This is a genomic window from Streptomyces liangshanensis, assembly GCF_011694815.1.
Taxonomy (GTDB): domain Bacteria; phylum Actinomycetota; class Actinomycetes; order Streptomycetales; family Streptomycetaceae; genus Streptomyces; species Streptomyces liangshanensis.
The window spans coordinates 2,154,113-2,169,470 of the sequence record NZ_CP050177.1; the positions used below are offsets into that span (position 1 = coordinate 2,154,113).

The window sequence follows — 15,358 nt, forward strand, 5'->3', positions numbered from 1 at the left end:
CAGGAGCTTATCCGGCGGCCTGACGGACCCGATCGCGACGGTGAGCCGGGGCTCAGTTGTCGCGCTTCTCCTTGATCTTCGCCTTCTTGCCGCGCAGCTCGCGCAGGTAGTAGAGCTTGGCGCGACGGACGTCACCGCGGCTCACGAGCTCGATCTTCTCGAAGATCGGGCTGTGGACCGGGAAGGTCCGCTCGACGCCGACGGAGAAGGAGACCTTGCGGACCGTGAAGGACTCACGGACGCCGGAGCCCTGACGCCGGATGACCACGCCCTTGAACTGCTGGATACGGGAGCGGTTTCCTTCGATGACCCGCACGTGGACGTTCACGGTGTCACCGGCGCGGAACTTGGGGAGGTCGCTGCGGAGCGACGACGCGTCTACGGCGTCGAGCAAGCTGGTCATGGGATCTGCTTCCTCACTGATGCCACAGGTCATCAGCGGATGTCGGTACGAGAGTCTGGGGCGCCGTTCTCGTCGGGCGGGCGTCGTTCCCCCTGTGGCAGGGGCGCACGCCGGACGTACGGCAGCGGCCTATTCTTCCACGGCGGGGGGCCTGCGCCAAAATCGGCCGCCGGGCTCGGGGGCCCAGCCGAGGATGGAGAGGATCTCGCGGTCCTTCTTGTCGAAGGCCGAGGGGTCGCAACGCTCGATCAGGTCGGGGCGGTTGAGAGCGGTACGTTCGAACGCCTCGTCGCGCCGCCAGCGCGCGATCTTCCCGTGGTGGCCGCTGAGCAGCACGTCCGGGATGCCGCGCCCGCGCCACTCGGGGGGCTTGGTGTAGACGGGCCCCTCCAGCAGGTCGGCCATCGCGCCGGGCGCGAAGGAGTCGTCGCGGTGCGACTCGGCGTTGCCGAGTACACCGGGCAGCAGCCGGACCACGGCCTCGGTGATCACCAGCACCGCCGCCTCACCGCCGGCCAGGACGTAGTCGCCGATGGACACCTCGTGGACGGGCACGCGCGTGCGGTACTCGTCGACGACCCGGCGGTCGATGCCCTCGTACCGGGCCGGTGTGAAGATCAGCCAGGGGCGCTCGGAGAGCGCGACGGCGGTCTCCTGGGTGAAGGGCCGTCCGCTGGGGGTGGGCACGACCAGTACGGGGTCGTGGGCGCCCGACTCGTACCCGCTCGCCAGCACGTCGTCCAGGGCGTCGCCCCACGGCTCGGTCTTCATGACCATGCCGGGTCCGCCGCCGTACGGGGTGTCGTCGACCGTGTTGTGCCGGTCGTACGTCCACTCCCGCAGGTCGTGCACGTGCACGCCGAGGCGCCCGCGCGCGCGGGCCTTGCCGACCAGCGAGACGTTCAGGGGGTCCAGGTACTCGGGGAAGATCGTGACGACGTCGAGCCGCATCAGCGCTCGCCCTTGCCGGACGGGTCGGACGCCTCGGGCAGGTCCGTCTCTTCGAGCTCGTCGATGAGCTCGTCGATCAGACCCGGGGGCGGGTCGATGACGGCCCGCTGCTCCTCCAGGTCGATCTCGGTGACGATCTCCTCCACGAAGGGGATCATCACCTCGCTGCCGTCGGGCCGTTCCACGATGAACAGGTCCTGCGACGGCAGGTGCGTGATCTCCGTGATCCGCCCGATCTCCGTGCCGTCGGCGAGCACGACGTCGAGATCCATCAGCTGATGGTCGTAGAACTCGTCGGGGTCCTCGGGGAGTTCCTCGGGGTCGACCTCGGCGATCAGCAGGATGTTACGGAGCGCCTCGGCGCCCCCGCGGTCGTGGACGCCCTCGAAGCGGAGTAGCAGCCTGCCGCTGTGCACCCGGCCCGTCGCGATGGTCAGCGGGCCGGCCGAGGCCGGTTCCGTGCCCAGTACGGCGCCGGGCCCGAGCCGCAGTTCGGGCTCGTCCGTACGCACCTCGACGGTGACCTCACCCTTGATCCCATGGGCGCGACCGATCCGCGCAACCACCAACTGCACTGCTATACGCCCCTTTTACGGTCACACATGGAACAAACGGCAACGAGCCGGGGCGGACCATACGGCCCGGCCCCGGCCCGTGCCGGTGTTGAACTCTGTCAGCGGACCTGGTCCACGTCGACGAGGTCGACGCGGATGCCGCGGCCGCCGATGGCACCCACGACCGTACGCAGCGCGCGGGCGGTCCGGCCGTTACGGCCGATCACCTTGCCGAGGTCGTCGGGGTGGACCCTGACCTCCAGCACGCGGCCGCGGCGCAGGTTGCGCGAGGCGACCTGCACTTCGTCCGGGTTGTCGACGATGCCCTTCACGAGGTGCTCGAGAGCCTCCTCGAGCATGCTCAGGCCTCGGTGGACTCGGCGGGCGCCGAGGACTCGGTCCCGGCTTCGTCCGCCTTCTTGTCGGCCTTCTTCGCCTTCGGGGTGATGGCCTCACCCTTGGGCTCGTCGCCGCCGTCCTTGGTGAGCGCCTCGAAGAGGGCCCGCTTGTCGGCCTTCGGCTCCGGCTGGAGCAGGGGCGCGGGGGCCGGGAGGCCCTTGTGCGCCTGCCAGTCACCGGTGAGCTTGAGGATCGCGAGGACCGGCTCGGTCGGCTGGGCGCCGACAGACAGCCAGTACCGCGCGCGGTCCGAGTCGACCTCGATGCGCGAGGGGTTCTGGACCGGGTGGTAGATGCCGATCTCCTCGATCGCGCGGCCGTCACGGCGGACGCGGGAGTCGGCGACGATGATGCGGTAGTGAGGCGAACGGATCTTGCCCAGACGCTTCAGCTTGATCTTGACTGCCACTGGAGTGGTCTCTCCTGGTCTTGACGTGGTTGGGCGAGGCGGGAGGCCGCGTGGGGTTGCGGTACCCGATCCGCCCGATGGACGCGTCAGCCGGAGGAGAGAGGGGTCCTGTGCGACTGTCGAGTACAGCTGGCCATTCTGCCACACACCTGCGGTGCGGCATGACGCGGCGGTGGTCGGGACGCCGGGCCCGGCCCACCGGCGTGCGCCGGTGGGCACCGGGGCTCAGCTCGCGGCGGCGACCACTTCCGGGATACGGAACGGCTTGCCGCAGCCACCGCAGACGATGGGCGCCTGGGCCAGGACCGACGGGACCACGCGGACGTTGCGCCCGCAGTCGCAGACCGCCTTGACGCGCACGCCCCCGCCGGACGAGCCGTGCCGGGCCGCGGGGCCGCGGAAACTCCGCTTGGTGTCGGCGGCCGTCGCGACCGTGTGCGCCTTGAGGGCCCGTTGCAGGCGCTCCATGGTGGGGCGGTAACGGCGCTTCGCCTCGGGGCTGAGCGAGACCAGCGAGAAGCCGCTGCTGGGATGCGGCTCCTCGGGGTGGTCGAGGCCCATCTCCTCGGCGATCGCCAGGAATCGGCGGTTGTGATAGCGGCCCGCTCGCGAGGTGTCGCGGACACCTCTCGCCGCGGCGATGCCGTGGACCGCTTCGTGAAGCAGTCGTTCGAATGAGAGCTCCGCGCCGCAGGCGGACGAGGACTCTCCGATCAGGGACTCTGGCGCGGCAAGATCCGGCAGCTCGGGGTGGGACCGCTGAATATCGGCCCACGCCTGTGCCAGCTCTGCGGCGAGAACAGGTGGTGTCGTGCTCACGTCGTGAATAACGAGCTGGGACGCTCCGGGGTTCCATTCCGGGGCATCCCAAATAATTTGCACGTACCCGTCAGTTGCCATTGATGCGTCCTGACGAGGGCGGGTGCGTAGATCTGCGGAGAAGTCTCACAGCTCATACCAAGCTGGTACGTAGCGACTCGTACGCTTCGACGCGTAGACGATCTACGTACGGGGGCGCGGGCGCACAGAAGGCGCGGGCGGGCTGCGGGGCGGGCGCTCGACGGAGCGCGGGCCACAAGACCGACAGTACCCGCCGCATCGCCGGATTCCGGCACCGGGCCGTCGTGCGGCCGGGGGCGTACGCGCGGGGCGTACGCGGGCGCGGGATCGCGCCGCCCGTGCGCCACCACCCGTTCGGCCCAGTCCCCGGCGCGGTGCGGGTGAGGCGGTTGTCGGCCAGTTCGCGGACGGGGGGTGGACCCGGGCGCCCCAAGGGAAATCGGCTGTCCGAGCCGCCGGAACAGGGATGTTCGCCCGGCACCGGCCCGGGCGGCCGGGACGCCCCAGGACGGGAACCGGCCGCACACGCGGGGGCGTACCAGTGGTTCACCGACGCTTTGCCAATCGCCCACTGGACGCGGGCACGGATGCGGAGTTCCCTGGCATACGGGGGATGTAGACGCGCACGTACACGGGGGATGTCATTCGGGGCAATACCGACCTCTCGGCGGATTGGGGCGCTATCCATGACACGTACGCTCGTCCAGCACCATACGAACGCGGGGCCGCCCCCGGCGGTCGCCTCCGACACCTCCGTACGCGCCCGTGACTGGGCCGAGATCCAGGAACGCATGCTGGTGCCGCTGCACGAGGCGGTGTACGAGCGCCTGGAGGTCCGCGCGGGGACCCGGTTGCTCGGCCTGGGCTGCGGCTCGGGCCTGGCGCTCCTGATGGCGTCGGCGCGGGGCGCGCGGGTCACGGGGGTGGACTCCGACGACGAGCTGTTGGCGCTGGCCCGGACCCGGCTGGCCGCGGACGCGGAGCTGCCGGGCCGGGCATCCGGGTCCGGCGGGGCGCCCTCCGGGGCGGTGCTCCCCACGTCCCGGATGAGCGAGGCCGCGCTGCCGGGCGGGGTGCCGTACGACGTGATCACGGCGCTCCAGCCGATCGGCTGCGTGGCGGGCGACGCGAAGGGGCTCGGACCCGCGCTGGACGCGGCGATACCGCTGGCGGGCCGGGGTACCCCGGTGGTGCTGACGGGCTGGGGCCCGCCGGAGCGCTGTGCGACGGCGGGGGTCCTGCGGGTCGCGGGCCGGCTCGCCGACCGCCTGCGCAAGGGGGGTTGGCGCCCTGCGTACCGGGACGACCTGGAAGAGGTCGCCGCCCGGGCGGGACTCAAGCCGGACGGCTCAGGCCGGGTGTCGTGCCCGTTCGGCTACGCGGACACGGAGAGCGCGGTGCGCGGGCTGCTGTCCACGGGGGTGTTCGACGGGGCGGTGCGGGCGACGGACCGGCGGCAGGTGGAGAAGGAGATCGCGGAGGCCCTGCACCCGTACGTACGCAAGGACGGCACGGTCTGGATGCCGAACGTCTTCCGCTACCTGATCGCGCGCACGTAACCCCGGCGCCGCAACCACCACTGTCCTCAATCGCCGGACGGGCTTGGATCTGTCGCCACGTCCGTGTCCGGGCGCGGGTCACAGATGTCCTCAAACGCCGGACGGGCTGGATTGGCCCGCTGCGACCCGCCGCCTGGGCGGGGGTCGCCGCCGGGGCAAGGCCGGGATCAACAAGCCCGTCCGGCGATTGAGGACAGTCTTTTCGGGGTCAGCCCATGAACTTCTTGAACTCGTCGGGGAGTTCGAAGTTCTTGTCGGGCTCGCCGGTCGGCAGGCCGAAGGCGTTGCCCGGGGACGACTCCCCCGACTCCCGCCGCGTCGCCGCCGCCTGCTCGTCCAGCTTGCGCTTCATCGGGTTGCCCGAGCGCTGCTTGCCCTTCGCGACCTTCTGCTTCTTCTTCGTACGGCCGGGACCGCCGCCCATCCCGGGAACGCCCGGCATCCCGGGCATCCCGCCGCCCTGCGCCATCTTCGACATCATCTTGCGCGCCTCGAAGAACCGCTCGACCAGGTTCTTGACCGCGCTGACCTCCACTCCGGAACCGCGCGCGATCCGCGCCCGGCGCGAGCCGTTGATGATGGTCGGCTCGTGACGCTCGCCCGGCGTCATCGACTTGATGATCGCGGCGGTACGGTCCACGTCCCGCTCGTCGATGTTGTTGATCTGGTCCTTGATCTGGCCCATGCCGGGGAGCATGCCGAGCAGCTTGGAGATGCTGCCCATCTTCCTGACCTGTTCCATCTGGGCGAGGAAGTCGTCCAGCGTGAAGTCCTTGCCGCCCTTGCTGCTCTGGAGCTTGGCGGCCATCTTCTCGGCCTCGGCCTGGCTGAACGTCTTCTCCGCCTGCTCGATCAGGGTGAGGAGGTCACCCATGTCGAGGATGCGGGACGCCATCCGGTCCGGGTGGAACGCGTCGAACTCGTCGAGCTTCTCGCCGTTCGAGGCGAACATGATCTGCTTGCCGGTCACGTGCGCGATGGACAGCGCCGCACCACCGCGGGCGTCGCCGTCGAGCTTGGAGAGGACCACGCCGTCGAAGCCGACGCCGTCGCGGAACGCCTCGGCGGTGTTGACCGCGTCCTGGCCGATCATCGCGTCGACGACGAAGAGCGTCTCGTCGGGGTTGACCGCGTCGCGGATGTCCGAGGCCTGCTTCATCAGCTCCTGGTCGATGCCCAGGCGGCCGGCGGTGTCGACGACGACGATGTCGTACTGCCGCGAGCGGGCGTACTCGATCGAGTCCTTGGCGACCTTGACCGGGTCGCCGACCCCGTTGCCCGGCTCCGGGGCGTACACGGCGACGCCCGCGCGCTCGGCGACGACGGAGAGCTGGGTGACGGCGTTGGGGCGTTGGAGGTCACAGGCGACCAGCAGCGGGGAGTGGCCCTGGTTCTTGAGCCAGAGGCCGAGCTTTCCCGCGAGGGTGGTCTTACCGGCGCCCTGGAGGCCCGCGAGCATGATGACGGTGGGTGCCGTCTTGGCGAAGCGCAGCCGCCGGGTCTCACCGCCGAGGATGCCGACGAGCTCCTCGTTGACGATCTTGATGACCTGCTGGCTCGGGTTCAGCGCGCCCGAGACCTCGGCGCCGCTTGCCCGCTCCTTGACCTTGGCGATGAAGGCGCGCACGACGGGCAGGGCCACGTCGGCCTCGAGCAGCGCGATACGGATCTCGCGGGCCGTGGCGTCGATGTCCTCCGGGCTGAGGCGCCCTTTGCCCCGGAGGCTCTTGAATGTGGCTGCGAGGCGGTCGGAGAGAGTGTCGAACACGGTGGTCGCGAATCCTCGGGTCGGGGGCGGGCGGGTAGATCGCCCTCCAGGGTATCTGCCTGAACCGGCACAGCGCCCTCGGCCGCCGGAAATCGGCGGCCGAGGGCGCTTTTCGCAGCTTTCACCGCGTCGGGGCGGGCCTCACGCTCACCTCAGCGCTTCCTCCAGGGACTTGGCGAGGGCCGCCGCGTCCGCCTCGGGCAGCCGCGACCCGTCGGCGCGCGTGACGTACACGGTGTCGACGGCATTCGCGCCGAGCGTCGAGACGTGGGCGCTGCGGACCCGTACCGCCGCCTCCTCCAGCGCGCGCCCGATGCGGTGCAGCAGCCCCGGGGCGTCCTGGGCGCGCACCTCGATGACCGTGGCGTGCCGGGAGGCCGTCGGCGCGACGGTCACCCGGGGCGGCGGGGCCTTCACGCCCCGGCGCCTGGGGTACGCGGCCTCCCGCTCGGCGAGCCGGGCGGGGATGTCCAGCGTGCCGTCCAGGGCCCGTACGAGATCGGCGCGCAGCCGGGCCGCCTGCGGGAGGGAGCCGTACTCGGCGGCCACCCGCCAGCTCAGCAGCAGGACGTCGGAGGACTCGCCCAGCTCCGTGGGCAGCTCCACGGCCCGCAGGTCGGCGGCCCGGACGGTGAGCCGGTGCAGGGCGAGCACGCCGGCCGCCGCGGGCAGGACGCCGGGCCGGTCGCGCAGCGCGATGAGCAGTTCGACGCCGACGGGTTCGGGGTCGGCGTCGGGGTCCGCCTCGGGGGGCGGCTCGGTCTGGGGCGCGTGCAGGGCGAGGACGGGTTCGCCGGTACGGAGTGCCTCGACGGCGAGGCGTTCCTGTTCGGCGCTGGGGGCGGTGGGTTCGGGTTCGGGGACCTCGTCGCCCGCGAGGACGGCGGCGACCCGGCGCACGAGGTCGGCGACGAGTCCGGCGCGCCAGGTGGACCAGGCGGCGGGCCCGGTGGCGAGGGCGTCCGCCTCGGTCAGGGCGTGGAGCAGCTCCAGGGTGCCGAGGGAGCCGACCCGGGCGGCGACGGAGTCGACCGTCGCGGGGTCGTCGAGGTCGCGCCGGGTGGCGGTGTCGACGAGGAGCAGGTGGTGGCGTACGACGGTGGCGATGACGGCCATGTCGTCGCGGTCGAAGCCGATGCGGGAGGCGACGTCGCGGGCGATGACCTCGCCGGCGACGGAGTGGTCGCCGGGCCAGCCCTTGCCGATGTCGTGCAGCAGGGCGCTGACGAGGAGCAGGTCGGGCCGGTGGACGCGGCGGGTCAGGGAGGACGCCTGGACGGCGGTCTCGACCAGGTGCCGGTCGACGGTCCAGGTGTGGACGGGGTTGCGCTGGGGGCGGCAGCGGACCCGCTCCCAGTCGGGCAGGAGCTGGGTGATCAGCCCTTCGGCCTCCAGGGCCTCCCACACGGGGACGGTGGACTCGCCGGCGCCGAGGAGCTTGACGAGTTCCTCGCGGGCCTCGGCGGGCCAGGGCACCGGCAGGGGCTTCGCGGCGGCGGCGAGGCGGCGTACGGCGTGCAGGGAGATCGGCAGGCCCGCCTGGGCGGCGGCGGCCGCGGCCCGCAGGGGCAGGACGAGGTCGCGTTCGACGCGTGCGGTACGGGCGAGGACGACCTCGCCGTCCTGCTCGACCACGCCTTCGGCGAGGGGGGTGCGCTCGGGCGCGGGTTTGCTGCCGAGCATGGCGCGCAGGCGGGGCCGGGCGCCCCGGGAGCGCAGGACGCGGTTGACCTCGCGCCAGGTGACGTCGGAGGCGTACGAGACGGTGCGGGCCGCCTCGTACACCTGCCGGAGCAGGGCGTCGGCGTCGAGCAGGCCCAGTTCGGCGGCGACGGAGTCCTGTTCCTGGAGGGCGAGCCGGTCGGTGGCGCGTCCGGTGGTCAGGTGCAGGGCGTCGCGGGCGTCGAGCAGGCGTCTGCGGGCGTCGGCGAGGCCTTCGCGGGGCGCGTCGGCGAGCCAGGACGCGGCGACGGCGCGCAGGGCGGTGGCGTCGCGCAGGCCGCCCCTGGCCTCCTTGAGGTCGGGTTCGAGGAGGAATTGCAGTTCGCCCTGGCGTTCGGCGCGTTCGCGGCACAGTTCGTCGAGCTCGGGCAGCCGCTTGGGGGCCTGGTTGCGCCAGTCGGCGAGGATCGCGGTGCGTACGCCGGTGACCAGGCCGAGGTCGCCCGCGACGTGCCGGGCGTCGAGCAGCCCGAGCTGGACCTTGAGGTCCTCGCCGGCGGTCTTGCGGGCCTCGGCGGGGGTGCGGACGGAGTGGTCCAGGGCGAGGCCGAGGTCCCACACCGGGTACCAGACGCGGTCGGCGAGGGCGGCGATCGCGGGGGCGCCGGCCTTGCCGTCGTGCAGGAGCAGCAGGTCGAGGTCGCTGCGCGGGGACAGCTCGCCCCGTCCGTAGCCGCCCACGGCGACGAGGGCCGCGCCCCGGACGCCGGCCTCCCTCGCGGCGGTGGTGAACAGCGCGTTCAGCCAGCCGTCGGTCAGCTTCGCGAGGGCGGCGCGCCGCGGCGGCCCGGACCGCGCCTTCTCCTGGAGGAGGCGCAGCCGGGCCGCCGCGTAGCCGCTGGGTCCCGAGTCTGCCTGTTCGGTTGTCTCTTCGAGGCTCGTCACCCAGTCGTTCCCGTCTCTCAGAGGGCGTCGGGGCCGCGTTCGCCGGTCCGTACCCGGACCGCCGTGTCGACCGGGACGCTCCATACCTTGCCGTCACCGATCTTGCCGGTTCTGGCGGCCTTGACCACTACTTCGATGAGCTCTTCGGCGTCGCTGTCCTCGACCAGTACCTCGATACGGATCTTGGGGACGAGGTCGACGGTGTACTCGGCACCCCGGTAGACCTCGGTGTGCCCGCGCTGCCGGCCGTATCCGCTGGCCTCCGTGACCGTGAGCCCCTGGATCCCGAAGGCCTGGAGGGCCTCCTTGATCTCGTCGAGCCGGTGTGGCTTCACGACTGCGGTGATGAGCTTCATGCGTCCACCTTCTTGTTCTTCGCCGCTCCGGCGAGGTCGGCCGGGACGCTACTACGGCCCGAGGGAGAGCCGCCCAGCGCACTGAAGTCGTAGGCCGACTCGGCGTGGAAGGCCATGTCGACGCCGCTCGTCTCGTCGTCCTCGGACGCCCGGAAGCCGATCGTCTTGTCGACGAGCTTGGCGAGGATCCAGGTGACGACGAAGGAGTAGGCCATCACCGAGAAGGCTCCGGCCGCCTGCTTGCCGAGCTGGGAGAGGCCGCCGACGCCGTTGATGGCGAGGACGCCGACGAGCAGGGTGCCGATCAGACCGCCGACGAGGTGGACGCCGACGACGTCCAGCGAGTCGTCGTAGCCGAGCTTGTACTTGAGGCTGACGGCCCAGGAGCAGACCGCGCCGGCGACGACGCCGATGAGCAGCGCGCCGAACGGGTTGACCGCCGCGCCGGACGGGGTGATGGCGACCAGGCCGGCGACGGCGCCGGACGCGGCGCCCAGGGTGGTGAACGCGCCGTGGCGGATGCGCTCGTAGGCGAGCCAGCCGATCATCGCGGCGGCGGTGGCGATCTGGGTGTTGAACGCCATGATCGCGGCGGTGCCGTTGGCGGCGAGCGCCGAGCCGGCGTTGAAGCCGAACCAGCCGAACCACAGCAGTCCGGCGCCGAGGACGACGAGCGGCAGGCTGTGCGGGCGCATCGGGTCCTTCTTGAATCCAATGCGTTTGCCGACGACCAGGACCGCGGCGAGGCCGCCGATACCGGCGTTGATGTGGACCGCCGTACCACCGGCGAAGTCGATCACCCCGAGCTTGAAGAGCCAGCCGTCGGACTGCCACACCCAGTGGGCGATCGGGAAATACACCACGCTGACCCACAGCGCGATGAACAGCGTCCAGGAACTGAATTTCACGCGGTCGGCGAGTGCGCCGCTCATCAGTGCCGGGGTGATCACGGCGAACATCAGCTGGAACAGGGCGAAGGCGAAGACGGGAATGCCTTCCTTGCCCCCGGTCAGCGTGTCGGCCGTGATGCCCTTGAGCCCGATGTGGTCGAAGTTGCCGAGCAGCCCCCCGCCGATGTCGTCGCCGAACGTCAGTGAGTACCCGTAGAGCACCCACAGCACGCTGACGACGGCGAGCGCGCTCATCGACATCATGAGCATGTTGAGGGCGCTCTTCACCCGCACCATGCCGCCGTAGAAGAATGCCAGGCCGGGCGTCATCAGCATGACGAGCGCGGCACTGATCAATACGAATGCGGTATCTGCGCCATTCAAGGCCAGCGTCTCCTCGGGAGTCGGAACGGCCCGTGCGGATGCTCAGGGGGGTCTGGGCCGACTGTGCTGAGGAGATTGGCGCAGCGCCGTTTCAGTCAGTGCCGCTGCATGTTTCGCCACAGTGACGAAGACGTCCTGCATGTTACGTGCCGATGAACCGCCGGACATCGTAAACCGGCCGTGACCGTCACCCTGCTGACCACGCGGCGGGGGAGCCGTGTCGGGCTGTACGGGGTGACGGCCGCGGCCGGAGCGCGGGCGCCGCTCAGACCGCCTCGGCGGACTCGGGCAGCTGGGTGGAGAGGCGGTCGGTGAGGTAGGCGATCTCGGCGACGTCGCCGAAGTCGCGGGCGGCGGTGTCGACGGTCTTGCGCAGCCGGTTGTTGACCCGCTCCGACCGCACCTTCTTCGCCGCGTCGAGGGCGGTCTGGGCCAGGGCGGCCGACTCCTCGGGCTCGCGCTTGAGCAGGTGCACGGTGGCCATGCCGATGAGGTTCAGCGCGTACGACCGCTGGTGCTCCCGGTCGTGCTCGAACAGCTCGACGGCGCGCCGCATGACGGGCTCGGCGAGGGAGGCGTACGTCGGGCTGCGGCCGGCGACATAGGCCAGGTCGCGGTACGAATGGGCGTTCTCGCCGTTGAGTTCGGCCTCGGAGAAGAAGCGGATCCAGTCGGGTTCGGGTTCGCCGTCGAGGCCCACGTCGGCGAAGGTCTCCTCGGCCATCCGGACGGCTCGTTTGCACTTGCTCGGCTGGCCCATGTTCGCGTAGGCGCGGGCCTCCATCGCATACAGCATCGCCTGCGTCCGGGAGGTGGCGCAGTCGCGGCTGCCGTACTGGGCGAGGTGGATCAGTTCCAGCGCGTCGTCGGGCCGGCCCAGGTGGATCATCTGGCGGCTCATGGACGACAGGATGTACGAGCCGAGCGGCTTGTCCCCGGCCTCCTTGGCGGCGTGCAGGGCGAGGACGAAGTACTTCTGGGCGTTGGGCTGAAGCCCCACGTCGTAGCTCATCCAGCCGGCCAGCTCGGCCAGTTCGGCGGCGCAGCGGAACAGCCGCCGGGACGTCTCCTGGGGCTGCGGTTCCTGGAGTAGGTCGGTCACCTCGTGGAGCTGCCCGACGACGGCCTTGCGGCGCAGCCCGCCGCCGCACTGGGCGTCCCACTGCCGGAACATGGCGGTGGTCGACTCCAGCAGGTCCAGCTCGGGCCGGGAGAGCCGGGACGGCCGGCCCCCGGTGTCCTCGGTGCCCGGCTGCTCGCGCTCGACGGCCGGGGTGGGGACGAGCCAGCGCTGCATGGGCTCGACCAGGGACGGGCCCGCCGCCAGCGCCAGGGACGAGCCGAGGAAGCCGCGCCGCGCCAGCATCAGGTCGCTGCGGGAGAACTCGCTGAGCAGCGAGACGGTCTGCGGGCCGGCCCAGGGCAGGTCCACGCCGGACACCGACGGTGACTGGTGGGCGGTGCGCAGGCCGAGGTCCTCGACGGCGACGACCGTGCCGAAACGCTCGGAGAACAGCTCGGAGAGGATCCGCGGGATGGGCTCGCGGGGCTGCTCGCCGTCGAGCCAGCGCCGTACGCGTGAGGTGTCCGTGCTGATGTGGTGGGCGCCCATCTCGCGGGCCCTGCGGTTCACCTGACGTGCGAGTTCGCCCTTCGACCAGCCGCTTCGCACGAACCACGAGCCCAGCTGCCCATTCGGGCTCTTGCCTGAATTCGTGCCGCTTGCGCCGCTGCCACCCACTGGAACGCCCCCATCCGCTCAAGCCCTGTCACGCGAACCGCTATCAGAATGCCGTGAGTCACGGTCCCTTGTCCGGAGGTTGCCCCCCTTCGAACAGGAAACCGAGTTGCCCCGGGCATACCCGTGGTCGCACTTTCCTCCGGGGTCTGTGTACCGAAAGTAATCCTACGATCACCCGTCCGGCGAGGGTGATTGCGGAAACGCCACCATTCGCCACCCCTTCGAATGAACTCGCCTGCGGCCGGGCGCGATTCACTTGACAGACGACGATCAGGAACGGGTGGAGCGGTGTGCGCCGGGGCGCGTGCGGCGGATCGCACCACCCCCAGTGCTCCCGTACGCCACCGGAAGCGACCCGACGAACACAGAGGGTCACGGGCAGACTGCGAGTCGTAACCACCGGCGCACTCGACCCGTTGGAGGGGGCATGGGCTTCACGATCGGCGGCACGCGCCGCCGCGGCCGCACCACGGAGTGCACGGCGGTGGCGGAGTACACGGGACTCTGGGGCTGGGACGTCGCCCCCGGTTCACCGGAGGGGCCGGGCGACGAGGTGCCGGCGGGGGCAACGCTGGCCGACGTCACCAAGGCGTGGTCGGACACGCCGGGAGCGCCGGTCCTGCTGCCGGTGGGCCGCAGCTTCGACGTGATCGACGTGTCGGCCACGGCCGGCTCACGCGCGCTGGTCCGGCTGGAGCGGATGGGGCTGCCCCTGGGCCCGGTCCTGGCGACGCCCTGCGGGCGCGCCTACTTCTTCGTGGCGCCGGGGGCGGCGGCCGAACTGCCGCAGCTGCTCTACCGCATGGGCTGGGACGACGCGGGCCTGGACCTGCGCTGCCAGGGCTCGGGGCACGTACCGGCCCCGCCCACCGAGATCGCGGGACAGGGGCCGGTCCGCTGGCTGCGCCCGCCGTCCCTGGACACGGCGGCGACCCCGCCGCAGGCGAGGCTGCTCCTCGGCACGCTGGCGTACATCTGCCACCGCTCGGCGGCGTGAGGCGCGGCCCGCCCTGTCCCGCACGCGCTTCGCGCGGATGTCCTCGATCGCCGGACGGGCTTGGAACGCCCGGGGCGGGCGCCGAGGAGACCTCGGCCCCCGCGCGGCGCTACTCCCCGATCAGCGCGTCCACGAACGCGCCGGCCTCGAAGGGGGCCAGGTCGTCGGCGCCCTCGCCGAGGCCCACCAGCTTCACCGGTACGCCCAGTTCCCGCTGCACCGCGATCACGATGCCGCCCTTGGCGGTGCCGTCCAGCTTGGTGAGCACGATCCCGGTGATGTCCACGACCTCCGCGAACACCCGCGCCTGGACCAGGCCGTTCTGACCGGTCGTCGCGTCCAGCACCAACAGCACCTCGTCCAGCGGCCCGTGCTTCTCCACGACCCGCTTGACCTTGCCCAGCTCGTCCATCAGCCCGGTCTTGGTGTGCAGCCGCCCCGCGGTGTCGATGAGCACCACGTCGGCGCCCTCCGCGATGCCTTCCTTGACCGCGTCGAAGGCCACCGACGCGGGGTCGCCGCCCTCGGGTCCGCGTACCGTACGCGCCCCGACCCGCTGCCCCCAGGTCTGGAGCTGGTCCGCGGCCGCCGCGCGGAACGTGTCCGCCGCGCCGAGCACGACCGACTTCCCGTCCGCGACCAGGACCCGCGCCAGCTTGCCCGTGGTGGTGGTCTTGCCGGTGCCGTTGACGCCGACGACCATCACGACGGCCGGCGTGTCGAGGACGCTCTCGGTCCTGACCGTCCGGTCGAAGTCCTCGCGGTCGGCGCCCACGTCCAGCAGCGCCACCAACTCCTCGCGCAGCAGCGTGCGCAGCTCGCCGGGCGTCCGGGTGCCCAGCACCCGTACCCGCTCGCGGAGCCGTCCGACCAGCTCCTGGGTGGGCGCGACGCCGACGTCCGCCGTGAGCAGCGTCTCCTCGATCTCGTCCCAGGTGTCGTCGTCCAGGTGCTCGCGCGACAGGAGCGTGAGCAGCCCCTTGCCGAGGGCGTTCTGCGAGCGCGAGAGCCGGGCGCGGAGGCGGACCAGCCGGCCGGCGGTCGGCTCGGGGATCTCGATCTCCACGGCGGGCGGCGCGCCGACCACCGGGTCCTCGACGGCGACCGGCGCCCCGGTGACGTCCGAGGCGTCCGGGAGACCGACCTCCTCGATGGTGCGGCGCGGTTCGTCGCGCGGCGTCTCCGCCTCGTCACCGACATGCGGCTCGGCGGGCGGAGCTGTGAGAGTCGGCGCACTCGACGGCGCCCGCGGCGGCAGCTGCTTCTTCTTGCGGCTGCTGACCACGAGCCCGCTGATCGCGCCGACCGCGACCAGGGCGATGACTACAACAAGGATGACGATTTCCATAACGCTCCCCAGTATCGGCCACGACCGCGCCCGTCCCCCGTTCCGGAGGATCACATACAGAACACGGTCACGATTTGGCCTTTTTGCGATGAACGTACAAGATGGGTGTTCTGGGTTTTTTGCCCGGACTCCGCTCATCAGGCCTCCGGTCC

The 15,358-nt window shown here is 71.5% G+C and carries 14 protein-coding genes; 2 read left to right on the plus strand and 12 right to left on the minus strand.

What is annotated here, in order from left to right:
• Positions 1–52: 52 nt before the first annotated feature.
• The 6 genes from rplS to HA039_RS09075 all read right to left on the minus strand — a co-directional run bounded on the left by rplS (position 53) and on the right by HA039_RS09075 (position 3,535).
• Positions 53–403, minus strand: a complete 351-nt coding sequence (gene rplS, locus HA039_RS09050; RefSeq protein WP_161308525.1) for a 50S ribosomal protein L19 — start codon at positions 401–403, stop codon at positions 53–55.
• 129 nt (positions 404–532) lie between these two features.
• On the minus strand, positions 533–1,354 hold the full coding sequence (trmD, locus tag HA039_RS09055) for a tRNA (guanosine(37)-N1)-methyltransferase TrmD (protein WP_167026450.1): 822 nt from the start codon (positions 1,352–1,354) through the stop codon (positions 533–535).
• The gene (gene rimM, locus HA039_RS09060; RefSeq protein ID WP_167026453.1) at positions 1,354–1,929 is read right to left on the minus strand and encodes a ribosome maturation factor RimM; all 576 of its coding nucleotides are present in this window, start codon (positions 1,927–1,929) and stop codon (positions 1,354–1,356) included. The genes trmD and rimM overlap by 1 nt, the downstream gene beginning before the upstream one ends.
• A 98-nt stretch (positions 1,930–2,027) precedes the next feature.
• On the minus strand, positions 2,028–2,267 hold the full coding sequence (locus HA039_RS09065; protein WP_020868149.1) for an RNA-binding protein: 240 nt from the start codon (positions 2,265–2,267) through the stop codon (positions 2,028–2,030).
• 2 nt (positions 2,268–2,269) lie between these two features.
• Positions 2,270–2,716, minus strand: coding sequence for a 30S ribosomal protein S16 (rpsP, locus tag HA039_RS09070; protein WP_161308528.1), 447 nt, complete (start codon positions 2,714–2,716; stop codon positions 2,270–2,272).
• Positions 2,717–2,941: 225 nt separating this feature from the next.
• Positions 2,942–3,535, minus strand: coding sequence for a hypothetical protein (locus HA039_RS09075; RefSeq protein WP_161308529.1), 594 nt, complete (start codon positions 3,533–3,535; stop codon positions 2,942–2,944).
• Positions 3,536–4,242: 707 nt separating this feature from the next.
• Here HA039_RS09075 and HA039_RS09080 point away from each other — a divergent pair.
• On the plus strand, positions 4,243–5,115 hold the full coding sequence (locus tag HA039_RS09080; protein WP_167026456.1) for a methyltransferase domain-containing protein: 873 nt from the start codon (positions 4,243–4,245) through the stop codon (positions 5,113–5,115).
• A gap of 208 nt (positions 5,116–5,323) precedes the next feature.
• On the opposite strand, the gene ffh is transcribed toward HA039_RS09080, so the two are convergent.
• From ffh to nsdA, 5 genes are all read right to left on the minus strand, one after another.
• Positions 5,324–6,883, minus strand: coding sequence for a signal recognition particle protein (ffh, locus tag HA039_RS09085; RefSeq protein ID WP_167026459.1), 1,560 nt, complete (start codon positions 6,881–6,883; stop codon positions 5,324–5,326).
• 147 nt (positions 6,884–7,030) lie between these two features.
• Positions 7,031–9,490: a [protein-PII] uridylyltransferase gene (locus tag HA039_RS09090; protein WP_167026462.1), complete on the minus strand. Its 2,460-nt coding sequence runs from the start codon at positions 9,488–9,490 to the stop codon at positions 7,031–7,033.
• A gap of 17 nt (positions 9,491–9,507) precedes the next feature.
• Positions 9,508–9,846, minus strand: a complete 339-nt coding sequence (locus HA039_RS09095; RefSeq protein ID WP_167026465.1) for a P-II family nitrogen regulator — start codon at positions 9,844–9,846, stop codon at positions 9,508–9,510.
• Positions 9,843–11,120 carry an ammonium transporter gene (locus tag HA039_RS09100; protein WP_167026468.1) on the minus strand — a complete coding sequence of 426 codons (1,278 nt, stop codon included), beginning with the start codon at positions 11,118–11,120 and terminating at the stop codon, positions 9,843–9,845. Before HA039_RS09100 ends, HA039_RS09095 begins: the two co-directional genes overlap by 4 nt.
• Before the next feature lie 265 nt (positions 11,121–11,385).
• A complete protein-coding gene (nsdA, locus tag HA039_RS09105; protein WP_167026471.1) occupies positions 11,386–12,861 on the minus strand; it encodes a transcriptional repressor NsdA in 1,476 nt (491 codons plus the stop codon).
• 427 nt (positions 12,862–13,288) lie between these two features.
• On the opposite strand from nsdA, the gene HA039_RS09110 reads away from it, so the two are divergent.
• On the plus strand, positions 13,289–13,858 hold the full coding sequence (locus HA039_RS09110; protein ID WP_167026474.1) for a bifunctional DNA primase/polymerase: 570 nt from the start codon (positions 13,289–13,291) through the stop codon (positions 13,856–13,858).
• 109 nt (positions 13,859–13,967) lie between these two features.
• Here HA039_RS09110 and ftsY read toward each other — a convergent pair whose 3' ends face one another.
• The gene (gene ftsY / locus HA039_RS09115) at positions 13,968–15,206 is read right to left on the minus strand and encodes a signal recognition particle-docking protein FtsY (protein WP_167026477.1); all 1,239 of its coding nucleotides are present in this window, start codon (positions 15,204–15,206) and stop codon (positions 13,968–13,970) included.
• Positions 15,207–15,358: the final 152 nt, after the last annotated feature.